The organism is Streptosporangium jomthongense (genome assembly GCF_042650425.1).
GTDB lineage: Bacteria > Actinomycetota > Actinomycetes > Streptosporangiales > Streptosporangiaceae > Streptosporangium.
On record NZ_JBHSBC010000003.1, the window covers coordinates 232,301 to 255,293 of the forward strand.

At 69.9% G+C, this 22,993-nt stretch carries 28 protein-coding genes and 1 tRNA gene; 15 read left to right on the forward strand and 14 right to left on the reverse strand.

All coding sequences use genetic code 11. From position 1 onward, the window contains the following. Positions 1 to 58 precede the first annotated feature (58 nt). From ACFOYY_RS05625 to ACFOYY_RS05645, 5 genes are all read right to left on the reverse strand, one after another. Positions 59 to 988, reverse strand: a complete 930-nt coding sequence (locus ACFOYY_RS05625) for a M56 family metallopeptidase (RefSeq protein ID WP_352014664.1) — start codon at positions 986 to 988, stop codon at positions 59 to 61. Continuing rightward, positions 985 to 1,341 (reverse strand): BlaI/MecI/CopY family transcriptional regulator, encoded by a 357-nt coding sequence (locus tag ACFOYY_RS05630; protein ID WP_184712514.1) that lies wholly within the window; start codon positions 1,339 to 1,341, stop codon positions 985 to 987. Before ACFOYY_RS05630 ends, ACFOYY_RS05625 begins: the two co-directional genes overlap by 4 nt. A gap of 61 nt (positions 1,342 to 1,402) precedes the next feature. Beyond that, on the reverse strand, positions 1,403 to 1,924 hold the full coding sequence (locus tag ACFOYY_RS05635) for a GNAT family N-acetyltransferase (RefSeq protein ID WP_386188390.1): 522 nt from the start codon (positions 1,922 to 1,924) through the stop codon (positions 1,403 to 1,405). 44 nt (positions 1,925 to 1,968) lie between these two features. After that, a complete protein-coding gene (locus ACFOYY_RS05640; RefSeq protein WP_386188392.1) occupies positions 1,969 to 2,757 on the reverse strand; it encodes a class I SAM-dependent methyltransferase in 789 nt (262 codons plus the stop codon). 3 nt (positions 2,758 to 2,760) lie between these two features. Then, entirely contained in the window at positions 2,761 to 3,498 is a 738-nt protein-coding gene (locus ACFOYY_RS05645) for an SDR family NAD(P)-dependent oxidoreductase (RefSeq protein ID WP_352014667.1), read from the reverse strand. A gap of 116 nt (positions 3,499 to 3,614) precedes the next feature. On the opposite strand from ACFOYY_RS05645, the gene mshA reads away from it, so the two are divergent. From mshA to ACFOYY_RS05660, 3 genes are all read left to right on the forward strand, one after another. Continuing rightward, positions 3,615 to 4,898 carry a D-inositol-3-phosphate glycosyltransferase gene (gene mshA, locus ACFOYY_RS05650; RefSeq protein ID WP_352014751.1) on the forward strand — a complete coding sequence of 428 codons (1,284 nt, stop codon included), beginning with the start codon at positions 3,615 to 3,617 and terminating at the stop codon, positions 4,896 to 4,898. 9 nt (positions 4,899 to 4,907) lie between these two features. Beyond that, positions 4,908 to 5,387, forward strand: coding sequence for a type III secretion system chaperone family protein (locus ACFOYY_RS05655; RefSeq protein ID WP_352014668.1), 480 nt, complete (start codon positions 4,908 to 4,910; stop codon positions 5,385 to 5,387). A gap of 84 nt (positions 5,388 to 5,471) precedes the next feature. Beyond that, positions 5,472 to 6,215 carry a phosphoglyceromutase gene (locus ACFOYY_RS05660; protein ID WP_352014669.1) on the forward strand — a complete coding sequence of 248 codons (744 nt, stop codon included), beginning with the start codon at positions 5,472 to 5,474 and terminating at the stop codon, positions 6,213 to 6,215. Between the two features lie 91 nt (positions 6,216 to 6,306). On the opposite strand, the gene phoU is transcribed toward ACFOYY_RS05660, so the two are convergent. Further along, entirely contained in the window at positions 6,307 to 6,978 is a 672-nt protein-coding gene (gene phoU, locus ACFOYY_RS05665; RefSeq protein ID WP_352014670.1) for a phosphate signaling complex protein PhoU, read from the reverse strand. A 159-nt stretch (positions 6,979 to 7,137) separates the two neighbouring features. Here phoU and ACFOYY_RS05670 point away from each other — a divergent pair, with 159 nt between their 5' ends. After that, complete coding sequence (locus ACFOYY_RS05670; protein ID WP_362915252.1) at positions 7,138 to 8,316, forward strand: sensor histidine kinase; 1,179 nt, start codon at positions 7,138 to 7,140, stop codon at positions 8,314 to 8,316. Next, a complete protein-coding gene (locus tag ACFOYY_RS05675) occupies positions 8,313 to 9,002 on the forward strand; it encodes a response regulator transcription factor (protein ID WP_352014671.1) in 690 nt (229 codons plus the stop codon). Before ACFOYY_RS05670 ends, ACFOYY_RS05675 begins: the two co-directional genes overlap by 4 nt. Positions 9,003 to 9,487: 485 nt before the next feature. On the opposite strand, the gene ACFOYY_RS05680 is transcribed toward ACFOYY_RS05675, so the two are convergent. Then, positions 9,488 to 10,138, reverse strand: coding sequence for a copper chaperone PCu(A)C (locus ACFOYY_RS05680; protein WP_352014672.1), 651 nt, complete (start codon positions 10,136 to 10,138; stop codon positions 9,488 to 9,490). A gap of 262 nt (positions 10,139 to 10,400) precedes the next feature. Here ACFOYY_RS05680 and ACFOYY_RS05685 point away from each other — a divergent pair, with 262 nt between their 5' ends. The 4 genes from ACFOYY_RS05685 (at position 10,401) to ACFOYY_RS05700 (ending at position 12,173) form a co-directional block, all read left to right on the forward strand. Continuing rightward, on the forward strand, positions 10,401 to 10,883 hold the full coding sequence (locus ACFOYY_RS05685) for a CarD family transcriptional regulator (protein ID WP_012887713.1): 483 nt from the start codon (positions 10,401 to 10,403) through the stop codon (positions 10,881 to 10,883). A gap of 17 nt (positions 10,884 to 10,900) precedes the next feature. Further along, positions 10,901 to 11,380, forward strand: a complete 480-nt coding sequence (gene ispF, locus ACFOYY_RS05690) for a 2-C-methyl-D-erythritol 2,4-cyclodiphosphate synthase (protein ID WP_362915163.1) — start codon at positions 10,901 to 10,903, stop codon at positions 11,378 to 11,380. Positions 11,381 to 11,546: 166 nt separating this feature from the next. Further along, positions 11,547 to 11,813, forward strand: a complete 267-nt coding sequence (locus tag ACFOYY_RS05695; protein WP_352014674.1) for a GlsB/YeaQ/YmgE family stress response membrane protein — start codon at positions 11,547 to 11,549, stop codon at positions 11,811 to 11,813. 93 nt (positions 11,814 to 11,906) lie between these two features. Next, on the forward strand, positions 11,907 to 12,173 hold the full coding sequence (locus ACFOYY_RS05700) for a GlsB/YeaQ/YmgE family stress response membrane protein (RefSeq protein ID WP_352014675.1): 267 nt from the start codon (positions 11,907 to 11,909) through the stop codon (positions 12,171 to 12,173). A 97-nt stretch (positions 12,174 to 12,270) separates the two neighbouring features. Here ACFOYY_RS05700 and ACFOYY_RS05705 read toward each other — a convergent pair whose 3' ends face one another. Further along, positions 12,271 to 13,545 (reverse strand): DUF2637 domain-containing protein, encoded by a 1,275-nt coding sequence (locus tag ACFOYY_RS05705; RefSeq protein WP_386188397.1) that lies wholly within the window; start codon positions 13,543 to 13,545, stop codon positions 12,271 to 12,273. Between the two features lie 67 nt (positions 13,546 to 13,612). On the opposite strand from ACFOYY_RS05705, the gene ACFOYY_RS05710 reads away from it, so the two are divergent. The 4 genes from ACFOYY_RS05710 (at position 13,613) to ACFOYY_RS05725 (ending at position 16,738) form a co-directional block, all read left to right on the forward strand. Continuing rightward, entirely contained in the window at positions 13,613 to 14,002 is a 390-nt protein-coding gene (locus ACFOYY_RS05710) for a PPOX class F420-dependent oxidoreductase (protein ID WP_352014677.1), read from the forward strand. A gap of 114 nt (positions 14,003 to 14,116) precedes the next feature. After that, a complete protein-coding gene (gene cysS / locus ACFOYY_RS05715) occupies positions 14,117 to 15,514 on the forward strand; it encodes a cysteine--tRNA ligase (RefSeq protein ID WP_362781224.1) in 1,398 nt (465 codons plus the stop codon). Between the two features lie 23 nt (positions 15,515 to 15,537). Then, entirely contained in the window at positions 15,538 to 16,506 is a 969-nt protein-coding gene (rlmB, locus tag ACFOYY_RS05720) for a 23S rRNA (guanosine(2251)-2'-O)-methyltransferase RlmB (RefSeq protein ID WP_352014679.1), read from the forward strand. 159 nt (positions 16,507 to 16,665) lie between these two features. After that, positions 16,666 to 16,738, forward strand: a tRNA-Thr gene (locus tag ACFOYY_RS05725). Between the two features lie 316 nt (positions 16,739 to 17,054). Here ACFOYY_RS05725 and ACFOYY_RS05730 read toward each other — a convergent pair. Then, positions 17,055 to 17,264, reverse strand: coding sequence for a hypothetical protein (locus tag ACFOYY_RS05730; protein WP_386188400.1), 210 nt, complete (start codon positions 17,262 to 17,264; stop codon positions 17,055 to 17,057). Between the two features lie 451 nt (positions 17,265 to 17,715). On the opposite strand from ACFOYY_RS05730, the gene ACFOYY_RS05735 reads away from it, so the two are divergent. Continuing rightward, positions 17,716 to 18,015, forward strand: a complete 300-nt coding sequence (locus ACFOYY_RS05735; protein WP_362781226.1) for a hypothetical protein — start codon at positions 17,716 to 17,718, stop codon at positions 18,013 to 18,015. Positions 18,016 to 18,226: 211 nt separating this feature from the next. On the opposite strand, the gene ACFOYY_RS05740 is transcribed toward ACFOYY_RS05735, so the two are convergent. The 4 genes from ACFOYY_RS05740 to ACFOYY_RS05755 form a co-directional block, all read right to left on the reverse strand. After that, a complete protein-coding gene (locus ACFOYY_RS05740) occupies positions 18,227 to 18,691 on the reverse strand; it encodes a hypothetical protein (RefSeq protein WP_386188402.1) in 465 nt (154 codons plus the stop codon). 106 nt (positions 18,692 to 18,797) lie between these two features. Next, positions 18,798 to 19,235: a MarR family winged helix-turn-helix transcriptional regulator gene (locus ACFOYY_RS05745; RefSeq protein ID WP_352014682.1), complete on the reverse strand. Its 438-nt coding sequence runs from the start codon at positions 19,233 to 19,235 to the stop codon at positions 18,798 to 18,800. A gap of 141 nt (positions 19,236 to 19,376) precedes the next feature. Beyond that, entirely contained in the window at positions 19,377 to 20,198 is an 822-nt protein-coding gene (locus tag ACFOYY_RS05750; RefSeq protein WP_386188405.1) for a protein phosphatase 2C domain-containing protein, read from the reverse strand. A gap of 149 nt (positions 20,199 to 20,347) precedes the next feature. Continuing rightward, complete coding sequence (locus ACFOYY_RS05755) at positions 20,348 to 21,067, reverse strand: DUF2306 domain-containing protein (protein ID WP_362915176.1); 720 nt, start codon at positions 21,065 to 21,067, stop codon at positions 20,348 to 20,350. 135 nt (positions 21,068 to 21,202) lie between these two features. Here ACFOYY_RS05755 and ACFOYY_RS05760 point away from each other — a divergent pair, with 135 nt between their 5' ends. After that, positions 21,203 to 21,943 carry a TetR/AcrR family transcriptional regulator gene (locus ACFOYY_RS05760; protein WP_386188408.1) on the forward strand — a complete coding sequence of 247 codons (741 nt, stop codon included), beginning with the start codon at positions 21,203 to 21,205 and terminating at the stop codon, positions 21,941 to 21,943. Between the two features lie 6 nt (positions 21,944 to 21,949). Here ACFOYY_RS05760 and ACFOYY_RS05765 read toward each other — a convergent pair whose 3' ends face one another. After that, the gene (locus ACFOYY_RS05765; protein ID WP_386188410.1) at positions 21,950 to 22,825 is read right to left on the reverse strand and encodes a 1-aminocyclopropane-1-carboxylate deaminase/D-cysteine desulfhydrase; all 876 of its coding nucleotides are present in this window, start codon (positions 22,823 to 22,825) and stop codon (positions 21,950 to 21,952) included. Between the last annotated feature and the right edge of the window lie 168 nt (positions 22,826 to 22,993).

Consider the following 22,993-nt stretch of genomic DNA (forward strand, 5'->3'; position numbering starts at 1 on the left):
CCGGCAGTCTACCCCCGATGCTTGCAATTGCAAACGCGATGGCTAACAGTTGCAAGCGTCAGTGGGGGATCAGCCAGAGCAACGGAGCCGAGGCCGTCAGGGTGACGGAGAAGGCGACGATGGCGTAACGGATCTGCCTGGGAAGGTCGGGGCCGGGGCTGACCAGGCGTTCGACCCGGGCCATCACCGCGGATCCCGCCGTCTCCGAGACGCCGAGGGCGCCCTGCGGGGTCGGGGCGGCGCCCGCCGTACCGAAACGGAGCAGGGCGGTGGCCAGACGGCGTGGCGAGCAGTAGCGGCGGGCGACGTCGTCGGCGGCCATCTCGACCAGCAGGCCGACCTCGCTCTGCACCCTGCCGACGACCCGTGACCAGGGCAGCGCCCTGTGCAGCGCGGCGAACGGCAGCAGCACCAGGTCGTGGCGCTCGCGGACGTGCGCGGCCTCGTGGGCGAGCACCGCGGTCAGCTCGGCGGGGGACAGCAGCCTGAGTGTCCCCTCGCTGACCACGACCTCGGAGCGCAGTCCGGGGACGCAGTAGGCGGCCGGGCCCGGGTGGTCGACGACCCTGACCCCGGGGACCTCGGGGTCCTCACGGGCGACCAGGGCCAGCAGCGTGCGGTGCCTGCGCCGGGCGCGGAGCGTCTGCGCGCCCGCGGTGAGCAGCACGACGACCAGGATGGTCAGCGCGGTCAGACCGGCGATGAGGGCGAGGATTCTCGGCAGCGTGAAGGACTCGGCGGGGCCGTAGCCCCCGTTCGTCGCCGAGACGACGAAGGCGCCCAGCCCCTGGAGCACGCCCTGCCCGTAGGGTTCGAGGGCGTAGGAGAGAAGCGCTCCCGTCCCGGCCAGACCCCAGGTGACCCCGAGTGCCTGCCACAGGACGATGGCCACGTGCGGGGCGCGGTAGGTCCACCGTGCCCGCGTGAACCGCCAGGCTCCGACCGCGCAGACCAGGGCGAGGGTCGCCAGGGCTGCCGCGGTGATCACTCGTCCTCCAGCTCCGTCAACGCTTTGAGCAGGATCTCGGCCTCGCTGCCCGAGACGGCCTGGGCGAACCGGGTGAGGGCGGCGGACCGGTCTCCGGTCAGGTCCAACGCCTCAAGCATAAGCTCAGCGACGTACGCGTCACGGCTCTCGGCCGGTTCGTAGCGCCAGGCCCGCCCGTCCCGGGTCCGCTGCAGGAACCCTTTGCGGGTCAGCCGGTCGAGCACGGTCATCACCGTGGTCGGCGCGAGGTCGCGATCGGCGATCAGACGCCCTACCTCCCGCGCCGTCACGGGGGATGACTGCGCCCAGATGATGTCCATGATGCTGCGTTCAAGCTCGCCCAGACCCTTCACACAACCAAGCCTAACTCCCGCACCACGAGGGGTAGTACTACGGGTTGTCGAGTGATTTCCGTCACAGCTGAAGAACCATGTAGATCTCGTCGCGGTCGTCACCGTCGGACAGCCGGATGGCGCCGGGGACCCGGCCGACCTCCGTGTAGCCGAACCGCGCGTAGAAGGACTCGGTCCCGGTGCCGCCGCGCACCGTCAGGTGCAGCGCCTCGGCCTCCAGACCACGGGCCGCCTCCTCGGCCGCGCGCATGAGCAGCGCGCCGTACCCGCGGCCCTGGTGCTTGGGGTGGACCATCACGCGCAGCACCCAGCGCCAGTGCGCGCGCAGCCGGGATCCGGCGTCGGCCAGGACCAGCCAGCACGCCACCCGCCCGTCCTCGTCGAAACCGGCGAGAAGATGGTCGGGGCCGTCCGCGCCGCAGCGGGCGAAGGTCGACAGGGCCAGCTCGCGGACCTCGGCGGCGGTGACCGGCGGCACGAAGCCGACCGCCCCGCCCGCGTTGCTCACCTCGGTCCAGCACTCGATCAGTTCGTCGACGAGCTCCCCGGTCAGTTCGGGATCTGTCACGAAACGAGGGGACATGCCGACGACCCTAACCGCCGCTTCGGGGCCCCGGGCGCGCGGGGTCAGCGGTCCACGGCGGACCAGGGGAGAGTGAGTTCGCCGAGCCGCCAGCGGGCCCGGCCGCCCAGCGGAGGGCGCGTCGCGACCGGCCAGGTCCGCGCCAGCGTCCGTGCCGTGGCGATCCACCGCTGGCGGAAGCCGTAGGCCCCCAGGGGGGCGTTGACCGCCCAGGCGTGGTCGAAATCACGCAGGAAGGCGTGGATCGGCTCGCCGGGGACGTTGCGGTGGATCAGCGTCTTGGGCAGCCGCTCGGCCAGGTCGGAGGGGCGTTCGAACCCGCCGAACCGGGCCGAGAAGGTCAGCGTCCTGGGGCCCGTGGCGTCGAGACCGGCCCACACGGCCCGGTGGCCGACCTCCGAGCAGGTGCCCTCGACGATCACCCCGTCGGGGGCGATCCGCCGGCGGAGCATCGCCCAGTACTCCCACGCCTCGGCCTCGCCGTACTGTCTGAGCACGTTGAAGGCCCTGACCAGGGTCGGCGGCCTGCCCACAGGCAGCTCGAAGCCGCCGAGCACGAAGGACAACCCCTCCCGCCCGTACGGCCTGGCCGCCGCGACCCTGCCCGGGTCGATCTCGACGCCGACGACCTCGACCGAGGGACAGACCCTCCGCAGCCGCGAGAACAGTTCGAGGGTCGTGGTGTGCGAGGCGCCGTAGCCCAGGTCGACCACCAGGGGACGTTCCACCGAGCGCAGCAGGCGGCCGTGCACGGCGACCACCCAGCGGTCGGCCCGTCTGAGCCGGTTGTGGCCCGTCGTGCCCCTGGTGATCTCCCCGATCGGCTTCGGCACGGCTCAGACGCGGTGGATCTTGTGCTGGGCGGCCTGCGCGCGGGGACGGATGACCAGGCGGTCCACGTTCACGTGCGCGGGCCTGGTCACGCACCAGGCGATGGCGTCGGCCACGTCGTCGGCCGTCAGCGGGTCGGGAACGCCCTGGTAGACGCGGTCCGCCGCGGCGGAGTCACCGCGGAAGCGGTTGAGGGAGAACTCCTCGGTGTGCACCATGCCGGGGGCGACCTCGACGACCCTGACCGGTTCGCCGCACAGTTCGAGCCTGAGCACCTCGGTCATCGCGGTCTGCGCGTGCTTGGCCGCGTTGTAGCCGCCACCGCCCTCGTAGGAGACCAGCCCGGCGACCGAGGTCAACATGACCAGCACGCCGTCGCCAGAGGCGACCAGCCGGGGCAGCAGGGCCTTGGTGAGCCGCAGCGAGCCGAGCACGTTCGTGTCGTACATCCGCTGCCAGTCGGCCACGTCGCCGTTCGCCACGGTCTCAAGGCCGATCGCCCCGCCCGCGTTGTTGACCAGCACGTCACAGCGCTCCAACGAGGCCGCCAGGGCGTCTACCGACTCCTGGGAGGTGACGTCGAGGGTCACGGCGCGGACGCCGGGCACCTCGGCGGCCAGTTTGTCGAGCCGGTCCCGGCGCCGCGCCGCGGCCACCACGTCGAATCCCTCGGCGGCCAGCCGGCGGGCGGTCGCCTCGCCGATCCCGCTGCTGGCGCCCGTAACCACTGCTGTCCTGTCCATGACCCCCCATCCTGCCAGGACACCGGGCCACGACGGCACCGCCTCCCAAGCCCCCGGGGGGCGGGAATGACGCGAACTATTGGGTGGTTATATCCCTCTCGGAGGTGGTGCCGGTGATGCGGCGGGGTAGACGACGGGTCAGCCGGGTCGCGACGATCAGCATGCACACGTCCCCGCTTGACCAGCCGGGGACCGGGGACGCGGGCGGCATGAACGTCTACGTCGTCGAAGTGGCCAAACGCCTGGCGGGACTGGGCGTCGAAGTGGAGATCTTCACCAGGCAGACCGCGCGTGACCTGCCTCCGGTCGCCGAGATCGTCCCGGGGGTATCGGTCCGTCACATCACGGCGGGGCCGTACGAGGAACTGGACAAGGGCGACCTGCCCGGCCAGCTCTGCGGCTTCCTGTCCGGCGTGCTGCGCACCGAGGCGATGTACGAGCCGGGCCGCTACGACGTCATCCACTCCCACTACTGGCTGTCCGGGCAGGTGGGCTGGCTGGCCAAGGAGCGCTGGGGCGTCCCCCTGGTGCACACCATGCACACCATGGCCAAGGTGAAGAACCTCCTGCTCGCCGACGACGACAACCCGGAACCCCAGATCCGGGTCGCCGGTGAGCAGCAGGTCGTGGACATCGCCGACCGCCTGGTCGCCAACACCCCCACCGAGGCCAGGGAACTGGTCGAGCTGTACGGCGCCGCCCCCGGCCGCGTCGAGGTCGTCAGCCCCGGGGTGAACCTCACCGTCTTCCAGCCCGCCTCCCAGAGCGCGGCCAGGCACCGCCTCGGGCTGCCGGACGACGCGCACGTGCTGCTCTTCGTCGGCAGGGTGCAGCCGCTCAAGGCCCCCGACGTGCTGCTGCGCGCCGCCGCCCTGATGCTCGCCGAGGACCCGGCCCTTAGGTCGCGGCTGGTCGTCGCCTGCGTCGGCGGCCCCAGCGGCAACGGGCTCGCCCGGCCGTCCTACCTGACCGAGGTGGCCGCCTCGCTGGGCATCTCCGACGTGGTCAGGATCGTGCCGCCCGCTCCGCAGCACGAACTGGCCGACTGGTACCGCGCCGCCGACGTGACCGTGGTCCCCTCGCACAGCGAGTCCTTCGGGCTCGTCGCCCTGGAGTCCCAGGCGTGCGGGACACCGGTCGCCGCCGCCTCGGTCGGCGGGTTGCGCACCGCCGTACGGGACGGGGTCTCCGGGGTGCTCGTCGAGGGGCACGACCCGCACGACTGGGCCAGGGTGCTCAGCCGGTTCGTGCACCAGCCCGCCTGGCGCGACGCCCTGGCCGCGGGGGCGGTGACCCAGGCGGCCTCCTTCGGCTGGTCGGCGACCGCCTCAAGGCTCGCCGACGTCTACGCGCGGGCCATGACGCACCTGAGCGAGGTGCCGGTCGCGGCGGGCTCGTAGGGTGGGCGCATGCGTGAGGTGATCGAGGCGGCGCTGCGGGCCGCCGAGGCGTCCTTCGAGGAGCCCAGGCCGGGCGCCTTCCTGGTACGGCTCCCAGGCCAGCACAAACTCGCGACCATGACCTGGCTCATCGTCGGCGACCACGTCCTGCACGTGGAGGCGTTCTTCTGCCGTCAGCCCGACGAGAACCACGCCGAGTTCTACCGCTGGCTGCTGACTAAGAACGGCTCGACGTACGGCGTGCACTTCGCCCTGGACCCGGTCGGCGACGTCTACCTCGTCGGCCGCGTCCCGCTGGCCGCGGTCTCCGACGAGGAGATCGACCGGGTGCTCGGCTGCGTGCTCACCTACGCCGACGAGGGCTTCGACCGGGCGCTCGAACTCGGCTTCGCCTCCTCCATCCGCAGGGAGTGGGAGTGGCGGGCCAAACGCGGCGAGTCGCTCGCCAACCTCCAGGCCTTCGCCAGGTTCGCCGACCCCGCCCGCTGACCCGCCGTACCGGGGCCGTGCCAGGTGTCTCGCCTGTTGAGCGTCCCCGGGGAGGCGCCGAGGGGCCCCACTAAGCTTGGCCGCATGGCGACATTGGTGCTGCTTCGGCATGGTGAGAGTGAGTGGAACGCTAAGGGCCTGTTCACCGGATGGGTGGACGCCGGGCTCTCCGCCAAGGGCGAGGAGGAGGCACGGCGCGGCGGGCGGCTGCTGAACGACGCGGGGGTGCGGCCGGACGTGGTCCACACCTCGGTGCTGACCCGCGCGATCCAGACGGCCAACTTCGCGCTCGGCGCCGCCGACCTGCTGTGGCTGCCGGTCGTCAGGTCCTGGCGGCTCAACGAGCGTCACTACGGCGCGCTGCAGGGCAAGGACAAGGCACAGACCCGCGCCGAGTTCGGCGACGAGCAGTTCATGCTCTGGCGCCGCTCCTACGACACCCCGCCGCCCCCGATCGCCGACGACGACGAGTTCTCCCAGGCGGGCGACGCCCGGTACGCGCTGCTTCCCGGTGAACTGCTGCCGAAGACCGAGTGCCTCAAGGACGTCGTCGAGCGCATGCTGCCGTACTGGTACGACGCGATCGTGCCCGACCTGGCCTCGGGAAGGACCGTCCTCGTCGTGGCGCACGGCAACTCGCTCAGGGCGCTGGTCAAGCACCTGGACAAGATCGGCGACGACGAGATCGCGGGACTCAACATCCCCACCGGCATCCCGCTCGTCTACGACCTGGACGAGAACTTCACCCCGGTGACCAGGGGAGGCCGCTACCTCGACCCCGATGCCGCGAAGGCGGCGATCGAGGCCGTGGCCAACCAGGGCAGGTAACCCCCGGACAACCTCGGACACGTCGAAGGGGCCCGCCGGTCGGCGGGCCCCTTTCGCGTTGCCTGCGGCCTTGGACGGGCCTGAACGGGGTCTAGGCGAGGTCTGCGAGGTCGGCGGCGTCGGGCGACCGGGTGCCGGTCACCAGGTACACCACGTCGCGGGCGACGCGCACCGCGTGGTCGGCGTAACGCTCGTAGTAACGCCCGATCAACGTCACGTCGATGGCGGGCTCGACGCCGTGTTTCCAGTCGGGGGCCATCAGGACCTTGAACAGCCTGCGGTGCAGTTTGTCCATCGCGTCGTCGTCGTCCTCAAGCTCAAGGGCGGCGTCCACATCGCGGGAGGCGATGCAACTGCCGGCCTTGGTGACCAGGCGCTCGGCGATCTGGCCCATCTCAACGATCGTGGCGCGAACCTCCGCCGGGATCGCCGACTCGGGGTGCCGCAGCCGCGCCACCTTGGCCACGTGCTCGGCCAGGTCGCCCATCCGTTCGAGGTCGGTACCCATACGCAGCGCCGCGATGACCACCCGCAGGTCGACGGCCACCGGTTGCTGGGTGGCCATCAGGCCGAAGATCGAAGCCTCGATCTCGGAGAAGATCCGGTCGACCTCCTCGTCTTGGGAGATCACGCTCTCGGCGAGTTGAAGATCGGAGTCCAGGAGTGCGGTGGTGGCCCGGGAGATCGCCGACCTCACGAGTCGGGTCATCTCCACCAGCCGGCCCGTGAGGGCGTCGAGCTCATCATGGTAGGCGTCGCGCATGGCCCTCACCGTATGTGTGTAACAGTGAACGAACCTCGACCGTAAAGTGAACTTTGCGGGAAAGGCCTTGGTCATGCCCCCATGAGCTGCCCCAATGGGGAAAGCCCCGCCTACCATCAAGGACGTTGAAGCGGACAGGAGGAGCATGTGAGTGAACTGATGGCGAGTCTGGCCGCCCTGGCCGGGTTCGTCGTGGGGGCGCTGGCCGTGATGGTCGTCCGTCAGAACGTGGGACGGGGAGCTCCCACGGCGTCGGACTCACCCGAGCCCGCCACGCTGCCGCAGGGCGTCGCCTCGGTGCTGGCTGTCCTGCCGTCGTCGGCGGTCGTGCTCGACAAGGAGGACCGGGTGCTGCGGGCCAGTTCCGCCGCGCGGGCGTTCGGCCTGGTGAGGGGCGAGAACCTGATGGCGGCCGAACTGCTCGCGCTGGCCAGGCAGGTGCGCAGGGACGGCGAGATCCGCGAGAGCGAGATCGAGGTCGCCGGCCACAAGTTCGGCCAGGACTCGACGAGCTTCGCCGTACGGGTGGCCCCGCTCGGGTCGCACGGGCAGGTGCTGGTGCTGGCCGAGGACCAGACCGAGCACCGCAGGGTCGAGGCCGTACGGCGTGACTTCGTCGCCAACGTCAGCCACGAGCTCAAGACGCCGGTCGGCGCGCTCTCGCTGCTCGCGGAGACCATCCAGGACGCCGCGGACGACCCCGAGGCCGTCACCCGGTTCGCCGGGCGCATGCAGCACGAGGCCGCCCGGCTCACCTACCTCGTTCAGGACCTCATCACCCTGTCCCGCATCCAGGGGGCCGAACCCATCCCCACCCCGGGCCCCGTCCCCGTGGACGAGGTCGTGCACGAGGCCATCGACCGCTGCAACACCACGGCCGCGGCCAAGGACATCACCCTCGTCGCGGGAGGCGCGGAGGGGCTGCGCATATGGGGCGACGACGACCTCCTCGTCACCGCGCTGCGCAACCTCATCGACAACGCCGTCGCCTACAGCCCCGAGCACACCCGCGTCGTGGTCAGCGCGCGGACCGCCGGGCCGCACAGCGACTCGATCGAGATAAGCGTCAGCGACCAGGGCATCGGCATCCCGGAGAGCGCCCAGGAGCGGATCTTCGAGCGGTTCTTCCGCGTGGACGCCGCCCGGTCACGCGCGACCGGAGGCACGGGCCTGGGCCTGGCCATCGTCAAACACGTCGCCGCCGCCCACAACGGCACGGTGACGGTGTGGAGCAAGGAAGGGTCGGGCTCCACCTTCACACTTCGCCTGCCCGCCTTCGGCGGCGCGGCGGCTGCCGTACCCGGTAACACCACCATCCCCTTGGAGGCCGCGCAGTGACTCGCGTGCTTGTTGTCGAGGACGAGGAGTCCTTCTCGGACGCCCTGTCGTACATGCTGCGCAAGGAGGGCTTCGAGGTCGCGGTCGCGGCCACGGGCCCCGAGGCGCTGGACACCTTCGACCGCAACGGCGCGGACCTGGTGCTGCTCGACCTGATGCTGCCGGGACTGCCCGGTACGGAGGTCTGCCGTTCCCTCCGTCAGCGTTCCAACGTCCCGGTGATCATGCTCACCGCCAAGGACAGTGAGATCGACAAGGTCGTCGGGCTGGAACTCGGCGCCGACGACTACGTGACCAAGCCGTTCTCCTCAAGGGAACTGGTCGCCCGCATCCGCGCGGTACTGCGCCGCCAGGGCGACGTCGAGGAGCTCGAATCGGCCGTCCTGTCGGCCGGTCCCGTCAGGATGGACGTGGACCGCCACATCGTCGCCGTCCGCGGCGACCAGGTGCAGCTCCCGCTGAAGGAGTTCGAGCTGCTGGAGGTCCTGCTGCGCAACGCGGGCCGGGTGCTCACCAGAGGCCAGCTCATCGACCGCGTCTGGGGCGCCGACTACGTCGGTGACACCAAGACCCTGGACGTACACGTGAAGCGCCTGCGCGCCAAGGTGGAGGCCGACCCCTCCAACCCCCGCTGCATCCTCACCGTACGGGGCCTCGGCTATAAGTTCGACCCCGCCGAGGATTAACCAAAAATCCGGAAAGGGGCACAACCCAAACGGGTTGTGCCCCTTTCCGGATTTATCGTTATATTCCCAGGCCTCGAACGCTGAGTGTTTTCCACCCCGTGCTTTACCGGCGCCAAACAGAAGAGTTTCGCTCTTGTGCTTCACCGGCCCTCGGCGTGAGGAGTTTCAGCTTGGGCGCCGACGGCGCCCAAGCACGCGACGCCGAAGGCGGAGCAGGGAAACCCGGTTCGGGCGCGTCGGTGCTTGGACTGAGGAACGCAGGAGCGCAGCGACGAGGGAAAGCACCGACCCGAGGCGCCCAAGCCCACGACGCCGTCAGGCGGAGCAAAGAGACAGGTTCGGGCGCGCCGACGCTTGGACTGAGGAACGCAGGAGCGAAGCGACGGAGTGACGAGGGAAAGCGTTGGCTCGAAGCGCCCGAACCCGCGACGCCGAAGGCGGCGCAAAGAGACACAGCCCCGCGACGCCGAAGGCGTCGCAAAGAGTCAGGGCGCGCTGGTGGCCGGAGCCGTGGGCTCGGCAGGATCGCTGGGGTCCGCGGGCGCGGCGTCGGTCGCGCCGGCCGAGGGACTCGTGCTCGGCGAGGGGCTCGCACTGGCTGAGGGGCTCGCGCCGGCGGTCGAGGCGGGCGCCTGCGGCAGGTCGGCGAACTCGCGGCTGCGGGTGATGACCGGGACCGTCAGGGTGATGACGCCCGCTCTGGCGAACTGCAGCTGCACCGGGATGCTCTCGCCGCCGCTGAGCGGCTTCTTGAGGCCCTCGATCATGATCGTCGGGGTCGGCTTGCCGACGTTGACGCGCTGCTGGACGGGCAGGTTCACCGGGGAGACGACCTTGGCGGTGCCGAAGGCGGGGTCGACGCCGAGGCCCATGAGCTGGTCGGCCTCCTTGGTGGTGTTCAGCAGCGACAGGTAGAGCGGCGTGGCGCCGCCCTCGGCCAGCTTCGAGCCGGAGTCGGGGCCCAGGAAGAACGCCTGGGAGACGGCGATGCCCTTGACCTGGACGCTGAGGGCCTCGGTCGGGGTGTAGGGCATGCTGGTGATCGCGTCCGACCCGGCACCGCAGCCGGCCAGGACCGGGGCGGCAGCGAGGAACGCGGCGGCGGCGATCGCCCAGTGACGGCTGTTGCGGGTCACGGTGCGGGTACTCCTTGTCAAACACGAGGCTATGGCAGAGCCAACCCTATCCGTGGACTTCGCCAGGTTTTCCGCCGACCCGCCCCATCGTGGGGAGGTGTGGTCCGCAGGTCGCGGAGGCCTTTCGCAGCGCTGATTCACAGAGTCGAACACTTGTCAAGCCTTAATATGCGGCTTTGACCTGCAGTTATGGTGATTTCACTGTTCCGGGAGGCTGTGGATACGTGGTACTCTTGAGTACAGCGGAAGGGGTACTTGTCACATGACTTTCCAGGTCGGCGACACTGTCGTCTACCCCCACCACGGGGCTGCTCGGATCGAGGCCATCACGACCCGAACCATCAAGGGTGAGGAAAGGACCTACCTGGTTCTCAAGGTCGACAAGGGCGACCTTACCGTCCAGGTGCCGGCTGACAACGCCGAACTCGTCGGTGTTCGCGATGTCGTCGGCCAGGAGGGCCTTGAGCGCGTCTTCGACGTGCTTCGCATGCCTCACACCGAAGAGCCCACCAACTGGTCCCGCCGCTACAAGGCCAACCTGGAGAAGTTGGCGTCCGGTGACGTCAACAAGGTGGCCGAGGTCGTTCGCGACCTGTGGCGGCGTGACAAGGAGCGCGGGCTCTCCGCAGGAGAGAAGCGTATGCTCGCCAAGGCGAGGCAGATCCTGGTAAGCGAGCTCGCGCTCGCCGAGAAGACCAACGAAGACAAGGCCGAGGCCCTGCTCGACGAGGTTCTCAACTCCTGAACACAACATTTCCACGGGTGGGCGTCGGGGTCGACGTCCACCCGTTCGCATCGGGCCGCGAGTTGCACCTCGCGGGACTTCACTGGCCGGGCGAAACCGGTCTGGCCGGGCACTCGGACGGCGACGCCGCGGCTCACGCAGCCTGCGACGCGTTGCTGTCGGCCGCGGGCCTGGGCGACATCGGCGGTCTCTTCGGCACCGCGGATCCTCGCTGGGCGGGCGCCTCCGGCGTCGTCCTCCTTCAGGAGACCGCGAGGCAGGTGCGCGCGGCGGGCTTCGAGATCGGCAACGTGGCCGTCCAGATCGTGGGGAACCGTCCCAAGCTGGCGCCACGCCGTACGGAGGCTGAGAGGGCGCTCAGCGCCGCCGTGGGGGCACCGGTGAGCGTCAGCGCCACCACCACCGACGGTCTCGGGCTGACGGGGCGTGGCGAGGGCGTCGCGGCCATCGCGACCGCGATAGTGGTCAACCACTCTCCGGAGCCGGGCGTCTCCTGATACGGAGCGCGAAAGCGTTCCGGCGGGTGGCGCGTGAAGACCCGTCGCCGCATTCGAGGTGGCCCGTTTACTGGCGCGGTACGGGCCACCTTCTTTTCCGGAATGATCGGCGAATGTCCTGGGTAACCCCTTATTAACCATGTCTCGTCATCGGGGGGAGCCGGACATGATTGGCTCGATCATCGCCGCGATCGTCATTGGTGCCATCATCGGTGCCCTCGCCCGTCTGATAGTTCCCGGGCGGCAGAACCTGTCGATAGGTCTGACGCTCATCGTGGGTATCGTCGCGGCACTCATCGGCACCGCCATCGCGGCGGCGCTCGGACTGACCCACACCAGGGGCATCAACTGGTGGGAGCACATCATCCAGCTCGCGCTCGCGGTGATCGGAGTGCTGCTGGTGGTTCAGATGCAGGCGAGGAAGACGCACTGAGCCGGAATTTTGCCGTTCCCAGGAATATCCGTGACGTAGGGGGTAGCCGATCTCCCGTGAGCGTGAAGGTCACCTCACTGGGAGGTTCACGATATGACCATCGCATCCATTCTCGGGGCCATCGTCATCGGCGCCGTCGTCGGCGCCCTGGGTCGTCTCCTGCTTCCCGGTAGACAGCCGATCGGATGGGTCCTGACCGTCGTGGTCGGCATCGTCGCCGCGCTGATCGGCACAGCCATCGCCCAGGTGCTCGGGGTGGCGACCACGAACGGGATCGACTGGATCGAACTCGTCATGCAGGTCGTCCTCGCCGCCGTAGGCGTCGGCCTGGTCGCGAGCATGAGGCGATCCAGGGTCTGACCCGCGCGGGGACGACACCGTCCGCGTCAACGCGGCCCCCAGACCGGGCCGGCTCCTCCAAGGCCCCGGAGCCGGCCCGATTCGCCTGTTCCCGAAGCTATTCCTGCGGCGGGACGGGGGTGCTGCGCATCCGCCCGGAGGGCGGCGCGGCGCTCTCATCGCCGGGCACGACCTCCAGGTCGGGCATCGTGGTGTCCAGGTCGTCGTCATCGACGACGGTCGCACGCCGCCTCCTGGCGCCGCCGGGCTCATCCGGTTCGTCGGTCGCCGCGGCCATCGGCTGGGTGTCCTCGCCCGGATCCTCGTCGCCGGGCCGCTCGTCCTCCTCTGTGGCCTTCCCCGTGGCCTTTCCTGTGGTCTCCTCCGGAGCCTTCTCGGAAGCCTTCTCCGGGGCCTGGCCGGGGTGCTCGGCCTCCCAGGTCTCGACCCGCTCGCTGACCCGCCCTCCGGGCTCCTCCTGTACGGCGGAGCGCGGCGGGTGGACGAGCTGGTCGCCGGGGTGAGGCCGTACCAGATCGCCCCAGCGGAGCGGCCTGTCCGGGTCGGCCTCCGCGCGGGGGGCGGGAACCGAATCGGGGGTCTCCGGCGCGGTGGGGACCTCGGGAGTCTCCGGGGCGGCCGTCGGGCCGACGACCGGGTCGGAGGCGGGAGGCGCGGCGGACGGGGTGTGGTGCGGCGCCGGATCAAGAGGGGGAGCGGCCTGCGGGTCGAGCACCACCTCGGAAGGCCGGTGGTGCACCGGCTCCTCGTGCCACCCCGGGTGGTCCCGATGCTCCGGCCGGGCGAGTGGGACGGGGTACTCGGCGGTCGGCAGGTCTCCGTCGGGGAAGGGCACGATGTCGCCGGCACCGCTCTCCGGCGTCGTGTCCACGGCGTTCGCCGCCGCCCGTCTGGCCGCCGCGTGGTTGATCAGCAGCAGCCAGAGCCACAGGGCGAGCAACAGCGCCACCCAGGGGAAGACGGCCACGACCACCGCGGCACGCCGTACGTCGACCGTGGCCCGTACGGCGGTGGCCGTCTCGGCCGCAACCGCGCCCGCGAAGAGCAGGACCAGGACCGCGCCCGCCTGCAGCCGGATCGGCCAGCGCGCACCCCGCAGCAGGGGCAGGGCGATCAGCGCGACGGCCAGCAGCGCGTCGAAGGCGGCGGGATAGAGGTAGGCGAGGTCCGCGGGGGCCTCACCGGTGATCGCGAGGGCCCGCAGGTCCTCGAAGGAGAGCACACACGCCGCCGCGGCGAGCGCGGCGACACCGACACCGACCAGGGCGATCCCGGTACGGCGCAGCGCGACGGCGGTCCTGCTCGGCTGGGCGGGCGGGATCGAGGACGGGCGGGAGGCGGGGCCTGCCGCCGCGGGGGATTTCACGTCCATGGCGCTCCGAGCCTACAGAATCGACACCTGGCATGATCTGTGCATCGAAGCACGACAAGGAGGAAAGTTGTCCGAACTATCCGATGGCGTGCGGGCGCTCTTCGACGCGGCGAACTTCGCCACCGTGACGAGTCTGAACGAGGACGGCAGCCCGCAGGCCAGCGTGATCTGGGTGAAGACCGACGGTGACGACATCGTGTTCTCCACGGTCAGGGGGCGGCGCAAGGACCGTAACTTCGCCCGCGACCCCAGGACCGCCGTCGTGGTGATCGACCACGCCAACCCCTACCGCTACGCGGAGGTGCGCGGGAGGGTCACGGTGACGGAGGACCCGACGGGCTCTCTCATCCAGGAGCTGGCGCACAAATACACCGGCAAGGCCTGGGAGGAATCTCGTCCTGACACGCAGCGGCTGATCGTCCGAGTGATCCCGGAAAAGGTGCATCTGCACGGGTGACCGGGGAATGCGTGGGGCGACATTCGCCCTCGTTGCCATAAAAAGTGCCGTCGCTAAGCCCCAACGTCTCGTAACACGGCTTGTGAGGTGAGGTAAGGCGTTAGCCTTTCCTCCGTGAGCCTGCACCTATACGACACCAGCGCACGTACGGTCCGCGAGTTCGTTCCGGTCGAATCCGGCCGGGCGTCGATCTACCTGTGTGGTGCCACCGTGCAGGCTCCTCCGCACATCGGGCACATCCGCTCCGGCGTCAACTTCGACGTGCTGCGCCGGTGGATGATCCGGTCGGGGTACGACGTCACGTTCTGCCGCAACGTCACCGACATCGATGACAAGATCATCAGGGTCGCGGCGGCCGAGGGCGTGCCGTGGTTCGTCGTCGCCGAGCGCAACCAGCGCGCCTTCACCTGGGCCTACCAGGTGCTGGGCTGCCTGCCGCCGACCGTCGAGCCCAGGGCGACCGGCCACGTGCCGGAGATGATCGAGCTGATGGAGCGGCTCATCGCCGCCGGCCACGCCTACGCCTCGAACGGAGACGTCTACTTCGACGTCGTCTCCTACGCCGACCGGTACGGCTCGCTGTCCAACCAGCGCCTGGAGAACATGTGGGCGGCCGGTGACACCGACACCGACTCCGCCAAGCGCGACCCGCGCGACTTCGCGCTGTGGAAGGGCGAGAAGCCCGGCGAGCCGACCTGGCCGACCCCCTGGGGGCGCGGCCGTCCCGGCTGGCACCTGGAGTGCTCCGCCATGGCGACCAAGTATCTCGGCCCGACCTTCGACATCCACGGCGGCGGCGTCGACCTGATCTTCCCGCACCACGAGAACGAGCTGACCCAGTCGCAGGCGGCCGGGGACGGCTTCGCCCGCTACTGGATGCACAACGGGATGCTCAAGATCGGCGCGGAGAAGATGAGCAAGTCGCTCGGCAACTCCCTGCTGATCCCCGAGGTGACCAAGAAGGTCCGCCCGGTCGAGCTGCGTTACTACCTGGCCGCCCCGCACTACCGCTCCGCGATCGAATACTCCGAGGAGGCTCTGGCCGAGGCCGCCGCCGCCTACCAGCGCATCGAGGGGTTCGTCACCAGGGCGGCCGAGGTGATCCACGACGTGGACGCCCACGCGCCGCTGCCCCAGGCGTTCGCCGACGCGCTCGACGACGACCTGGGCACCCCGCAGGCGCTGGCGGTCGTGCACGAGGTGGTCAAGGAGGGCAACGTCGCCCTGGCCCAGGGCAACAAGGAGCAGGTGGCCAGGCTCCTGGCCGAGACGCAGAACATGCTCGACGTGCTCGGTCTCGACCCGCGCTCCGAGCAGTGGCGCTCCTCCGGCGACGACTCCGGCCTGCGTACGACCGTGGACGCGCTGGTCAGGGTGGCCCTTGAGCAGCGTCAGGCGGCCAGGGCCCGTAAGGACTTCGTGGCGGCCGACGGCATCCGTGACCAGTTGGCCCAGGCGGGCATCCTCGTCGAGGACACCCCCCAGGGACCGCGCTGGGAACTTTCCCGGTAGGCGCAGGCCATACCCTAGACACCATGGCTGCTGGCGGTAGAGGGTCCGGACGACCCGCGAAGAAGAAGAGTCCGACCAAGGGCACGGGCGGTAACAAGCGCCGAAGCCTTGAGGGCAAGGGGGCGACCCCGCCGGCGCACATGAGGCACTGGCACAAGGACAAGGCCAGGGCCGAGCGGGTCGAGCGGGAGGAGCGCACCGGCAGGACCACCTCCCAGCGCCCGCAGACGCGTGCCAGGCGCAGCGAGGACGCCCCCGAGTACATCGGCGGGCGCAACCCCGTCCTGGAGGCGCTACGCGCTGGTGTGCCCGCCTCCGCCATGTATGTCGCCCTGCGCATCGACAACGACGACCGCGTCAAGGAGGCCGTACGGCTCGCCGCCGAGCGGGGCATCGCGCTGCTTGAGGTCGGCAGGGAGAAGCTGGACCGGCTCACCGAAGGCGGCATCCACCAGGGCGTCGCCCTGCAGATCCCGCCGTACGAGTACGCCCACCCCGACGACCTCGTGCGCATCGCCCAGGAGGCCGGGGAGGTGCCGCTGATCGTCGCGCTCGACGGTGTCACCGACCCGCGTAACCTCGGCGCCATCGCCCGTTCGGCCACCGCCTTCGGCGCCCACGGCCTGCTGGTTCCCTCCCGCCGCTCGGCCGGGGTCACCGGAGGGGCCTGGAAGACCTCGGCGGGCACGCTGGCCACCCTGACCGTCGCCCGGGCCTCCAACCTGACCTCCGCCCTGCGGGAGTACCGCGAGGCGGGCCTGTTCGTCGTCGGCCTCGACGGCGAGGGCAGCGTTGACCTGGAGAAGGCCAACCTCCTCGACGGTCCCCTGGTCGTCGTGGTCGGCTCGGAGGGCAAGGGCCTGTCCCGCCTGGTCGCCGAGTCCTGCGACCTGGTGGTGCGCATCCCCATGCACGCCGCCGCCGAGTCGCTCAACGCGGGTGTCGCCGCGGGCATCGCCCTGTACGAGGTGGCCCGCCACCGCCGCCGCTGACCTTTCCCGGCGGGGGTGGCGTCCGCCCGTCCTGTACCGCTCCGGCTGTCTCTTGGCCGTCGCAGTCTCGCGGCGGCCCGGCTGTACGGAAATCGGCGTTTCGGGGGCTCCGTCGGTGACGTCCACGGTGCGGGCCGACTACACTCATCAGTTGACCATGCCGACGTAGCTCAATCGGCAGAGCAACAGTCTTGTAAACTGTAGGTCAGGGGTTCGATTCCCCTCGTCGGCTCATGAAGCAAAGGCCCAGGTCAGGGACATGTCCCTGACCTGGGCCTTTGTCATTTCTGGTTCTTCCCTCGGCCGTGTGTCACCTACGTGCCCCTAGCTCTCGATCTTCGTTTTCCGTCTCACCTGTTCTCGTACGGCTCGGCGAGCTCCGAAGCCGGAGGGAAGCGCCCATGCGACGACCGGTCCAATACAGGAGGATCGTGAACATGGTCCAGGATCCCGACGGTCTTGGCGAGGGGATCACCTGTCGTTCCGGAGTGTCCGGCGCCTTTGACCTGGTACGGATTCTGTGGATCGGCTCGTCCTTCACCGCCGTGTCACGTGTTTGACTTAGTTGCTGCTTCGCCTGTCTCCTTGGCCACGGCCTTTCGACGTCTGCGCTCGGTGAGGACCGCGCCGAAGCCGCTGATCCAACCCAACAGCACCGTGTAGCCGATGATGCTCTGCCAGTTGAAGACCGTGTCCAGGGGCCAAAGGTCGTGGTTGTGGAACCAAAGAGCGAGGAGGCTTGCGAGGAAACCTCCCACGGCTCCTTGCAAGAGGCCACGAAGGCCTACCCGCCATAAGGGTGCCTGCCCGCCCTGCATGTTCAGCCTTTTCTGTCTCCGACAGAGAACCTGCCTTGTAATGATCACGCTACCCAAGCCGGGGTCATACGTGACCTCGGCAGGCCGCGTACCAAGACTTTGTAACCTCAGTCAGGGTTCGGTTCCCTTGTAGGCCCCAGGTATCCGAGGCTCTTTCTTTTTCCCGAAACCGTCGTGATGGGGATGCGCGGGGTTACTCGTCCGCGCCGATGAAGGGGCCCGCCCACACCGGTTGTGGACCGGGCCGAGTGGAGGAGGCGGGGGTGGCCTGAAGGATCGTGTGGGCGGAGGTGGCGGCGCCCTTACCGAAACACTGGGCGATCGATCGACTACTTTTGGTCATGGCTGGTTATGTTCCGTGAGGTCATCCACCTCATGGAAGGACCATCTCGTGCGCCTGACCCGCCCTCTGTTCACCACCGCCCTGGCCACCGTCGTCGCCGCCACGGCCGTGGTCGTGGTTCCGTCCGGCTCGGCCTGGGCGGCGAAGGGCACGCTGTGGATCAACGGCCGTCGCCACCACAACCCCAGCGGCTGCTACACCGTCATGGGGCGGCTCTCGGCGACCAACCGCACCAACACGGCGGCCATCCTCTACAGAGGAGACAGGTGCAACAGCCGGATACTCGGCGCTCTCGGGCCCGAGCAGCGCAACACGTGGGAGTTCATCGGCAGCGTCTCCATCCAGTAGCCGGGAGTCGGTGACGCGTGCCGTAGCCGCCGTTCGGTCAGCGTGCGGGACGGCCAGGCCCGGTCGGCGGGAACCACACCGGTTCCACTTCCGGAGCCTTCGGCGTATCGGGCGGGCTCGGGGGCGGAGGCTCCGGTCACGCCTGGCCTGGGGAGGGACTCGTCAGGATCGCTCCTTCCTGCCCGACGCGGGATGCCGAGAGGCGCACGGCTCATGCTTCGGATCCGGGGCGGACGATCATCATGATCACGACGACCGCCCAGATCAGGTTGTACAGCCCGGCGAGCATGGACAGCCTGCGCAGTGGTGCTGCCGGGCCGGGGGTGTCGAGTGCCGCACGTTGGCGCGGGACGATCTGGGTGACCAGCAGGCCCGCCGCTCCTGCGGTGAGGACCATCGACAGGGTGATCCAGATCTCTCCCGTCCGGCCCTGCACGGCCGCGAGGACGAGACCGGCCACGGGAACGGCGAGACCGGCCACGGCGTAGCCCCGGGTGATGCGGTGCATCGCGGTCGCGACAGCGGGACTGCGTTCTCCCTGGTCGGATGGGGCGTCTGGGGGAACGTCCGCGGCGAGAGGCGCGTAGCGGGGGAACAGGCTCGTCGCGACGGCGGAGCCGCCGACGAACACGATGGCGGCCAGGACATGTACCACCAGCAGAACGTCTTCCAGCACGGATGTCTCCCTTCGACCTTCAGGTTGGCTGAAGCCTAGACCATGCTTCAGTCAGCCTGAAAGATGGGGTTCGCAGACGTACGGCGGTCAGGCCGCCGAGGAGGGATCAGCCGGCGGTACGGAAGGCGGCCCGGATGGCCTCGCCCACCCGTCGGCGCGTCGGATCGGAGTCCGGGCCGAACAGGTGCTCGTCCACCTGGTCTGCCGCTTCCTGTGCCGCTCGTAGCAGGCGCGCGCCCTCGGCTGTCACCTCGATGACCGACGCGGAGCCGGCGCGGGCACTGCTGTCGCGCACCAGTCCCGCTCGTTCCAGCGTCTTCACCGCCGTGTGCACGCTCTGCACGGTGATCCCCGACATGCGTGCCAGGTCGCTGAACGACACCCCGGGCACGGCCTTGATGTGCGCCAGCAGCCCCAGCCTGCTCACCGTCAGATCCAACGGCGCCAGAGCCCTGTTCAGCTCCGCCTCGACCTGGTGCGCCAACGTCAGGACCACGATCGAGACGTTGGTCACGGGCGGCGCGGGACGGGAGGTCTCAGACACCGTTCCAGTGTCCCCGGTCGGGCAGGCACTTCGCACGGACATGGGATCACCGCCACCGTGTCGGAACGGCCTGGCCGCGGGCCGTCGTGGGCGAAGGGCCGAGGACACCGGGAGAGCCGCGATTCGGCCGAAGGGGAGGGCTCACCGGAACGTCCAGAGGGCGGCGGTGGCGTCGTCGTGGGTTTTGTGGCGGGGCCGGTGCGAGCCGTACGGGTCGTCGTGTTCGGCGGCGCGGACCTGGGCGATCAGTCCTTGCGGGCCGTCGCGGGTGAGGAGGTCGAGGAGCTGTCGCCAGGTGGCCAGGCCGAAGAGGTCGGTCAGGCGGGAGGCGCCGTCGCTGAGCAGGGCCGCGGACCGTACCCGTTCGGCGGGGACGGATCCGGTCAGGGAGCGTGCGGCGGCGAGGGGGTCGGCCGAGGCGACCCAGAAGCCGCCCTCACGGTTGCGGTGGCCGCGCATGATCTCGATGTAGCGGCGTAGCGCCTCGGAGTGTTCGGGGGTTCCGTTCGTCAGGGCGTCCAGTTCGGTCCGGTGGAGCACGCCGGTCCGTTCGAGCCGGTCGTCGCTGAGCACGGTCGGCTCCGCCGTACCGGTGTCGATGATGATCACGGAGTCGGCCAGCACCAGCCATTCCAGGGCGTCGTCCGTACGGCGCAGCATCGCGACCGTGGCCGAGGGGGTGCCGGGGTGGGACAGGTCGCAGGTGAAGTCGTGCAGCGAGACGACGGTCTTGATCGACCTGGTGAGCAGTTCGGCCAGGGGAGCGGCGCTCTGGGTCACCTCGGCCAGCAGGGTGGAGCCGAGCGTGCGGGCGTACCAGGCGACCCCGTGTGAGCAGCCGGACTCCATGCCGCTCGGGACGCCCGCCCCGTCCAGGAGAACCACCGCGCCGGAGGTGACCCCGACGAAGTCCTCGTTGGGGCGGTCCGGGGAGGCGGGGTCGGTGGCGAGGGTGAGCCGCATGTCCGTCGTCCTCGTGTCGTGGTCGGATGGAGGCGTACTCGACGCCGGATGGCATGCCCGCGAATAGCGGGAAATATGCGGTTTTGGGGTTCGGGGTAGTCGTGAGGCGAACGCCCCGGAACCGGCTGCGGTGGTTCCGGGGTTCGGGGTCAGGTCGCGAGTGCGGTGCGGCGGCCACGGCGGGCCACCTCGCGCTCCAGATACCACTCCACGATCAGCAGCGGGACCGTCCAGCCGAGCCAGCCGGACAGGCCGGAGATCGTCCACGCCATCAGGTCGGGGTCGCCGTGGAAGACGGTGTCCTGCAGCGGGGGCAGGACGATGATCAGAATCGCGGTCCACACCCGGTTGGTGATGATGGAGTAGGTCAGCACGGTGCTGCGCAGCATCCAGCGCCGGTGACCGGCGTACCGGCGGGCGCGGGCGGCGCGCCAGCCCGCCACGGTGAAGGCGAGCCACAGCAGGGCGAGGATCACGTCGCTGACCGCGAGGAACAGCCCGAACGGGGAGCGCGCCCCGATGACCAGGCCGGTCAGCCCGGCCGGTAACACTCCGGCGAACACGTAGGCCCGTCCGGCGCGCCGGTGCCACACCGGGTGCCGCCTGCGAAACCACGGCCACACCTGGAAGAACGCGGTGACCATGGCGATCGTGGCGAACAGCACGTGCGCCACGAGCAGCGGGTAGTGCAGGCCGAACCCCTCCGGCTGCGGCACCCGGGACTGCGACGGGTCGCCGGTCAGGTACGGCGGCAGCGAGAACGCGAGGAACCCGGCCATGACCAGACCGAGGGGCGCCGTCCAGGGGCGTCTCCACCACGGACGGCGGCGGGCCGGTGCCGGTTGGGGGCTGTCGATCGTCGTGTGCATGACGACTCCAAGGGGGTTGAGTGGGATGCGTATGACATACGCTTATTGCGTACTTTATACGTAAGGCGTATGACCTACGCAAGGCGTATGTCATACGCAAGGCGTATGTCATACGCAAACTGATAGGCTCCTGGAATGCGGGACGACACCGGAAACGAGCTGCCGCACGCGCTGAACGTGTTGTGGGGGCGGGCCAAGCCAAAGGGGCGGGGACGCGCGCCCGCGCTCAGCCTGGAGCGGATCGTGGCGGCGGCCGTCGCCCTCGCCGACGAGGAGGGGCTGGCCGCGCTGTCCATGGCCCGGCTCGCCGAGCGGCTCGGCTGCGCGCCCATGTCGCTGTACCGGCATGTGGCGGGCAAGGACGACCTGCGGCTGTTCATGCTGGACGCCGCCCCCGGCCCGCCGCCGGAGTTCGACACGGCACCGGCCGACTGGCGCGGCTCACTCACCCGGTGGGCCGTCGAGCTGTTCGGCGTCTACGCGCGGCATCCGTGGATCGTCCAGCTGGTGAACTCCCCGCCTGCCGATCCCGGCCAGCTCGCCTGGCTGGACGCCGCGCTGCGCACCCTCGGCGGCACACCGCTGGACCTGCGGACCCGGATCTCGGTGGTCATGCTGGTGACGCACTACGTGCGTGGCGCGGCCCAGCTCCTGACGTCCATGGCCGCAGAACCGGGGGAGGGGGCCGACGAGGCGTACGCCGTCCTGCTCACCGAGCTGGTCGACCCCGGCCGGTTCCCCGCGCTGGCCGGCGCCGTGCGGGCCGGGGTGTTCGCCCCCAACCCGGGAGCCGGTCCTGACGACGACTTCCGCGCCGGCCTGGACCACCTGCTCGACGGGGTGGGGGTGGCGATCGAACGTGCCGCCCGGAGCTGAGCCGGGTCAGCCGGGGGGAGGGGGCATGGGGCCGGTGATGACGGCGACGAGCACCGTGCCGGGCGGGAAGACGCCGTCCTCGGTCATCGTGAAGATCGCCCGCATCATCTTGGCCACGTATATCCGGTCCAGGCGCAGGCCGTGCCGGGCGGTGAAGTCGGTGACGAACGCGTCGAGGGCGGCGTCGCTCCTGGCGTAACCGCCCGAGTGGAAGTCGAGGGCGATCGACCAGTTGCCGGAGGCGTGGCCGTACGCCTCGGTCTGTAGGCGGGTGACCTCCTCGGTGAGGAACCCTCCGCCGCGCAGCACCGAGACGCCGAGCGCCCGCCGTCCGGGCTCCAGGCCTGCGGCGATGCCCGCGAGCGTGCCGCCGGTGCCGACCGGGCAGCAGACGACGTCGTACGGCACGGCGATCTCCCCGGGCAGTTCGGCACAGCCGTGTACGGCCTGCGCGTTGCTGCCGCCCTCGGGCAGCAGGTAGAACCGGCCGAACCGTTCCCGCAGCGTCTCGATCACGGGGGCGGTGTGCTTGGCCCGGTAGGTGGTGCGGTCGAGGTAGGTCAGCCGCATCCCGCGCCCGACGGCGAAGGCCAGGACCTCGTTGAGCGGCAGGTGCTCCTCCCCGCGCACGACCCCGACGGTCCGGAACCCGAAGCGGGCACCGGCCGCGGCGACGGCCCGCAGGTGGTTGGAGTAGGCGCCCCCGAAGGTCAGCAGCGTGTCGTGCCCCAGTTCGGCGGCCCGTGTCAGGTTGTATCGGAGCTTGCGCCACTTGTTGCCCGGAAGATCGGGGTGGATGAGATCATCACGTTTGAGGAGCAGCCGTACACCGGCCCCGGCGAGGCGGGGGTCGCACAGCTCGGTGAGGGGCGAGGGAGCCACGGGCGAGACCCTGGAGGCCGTCGGGAGATCGGTTCCGGAGACGGTCGCGGGGGTGATCCCGGAGGAGGCCGTGGGAGGGGGCGGAGGGAGGGACGGCCTTGGGCGGATCACCGCATCAGGATGCCATCTCGTACGGTGCCCTTCCATTCGGAAGGTGAAAGCCGCAAT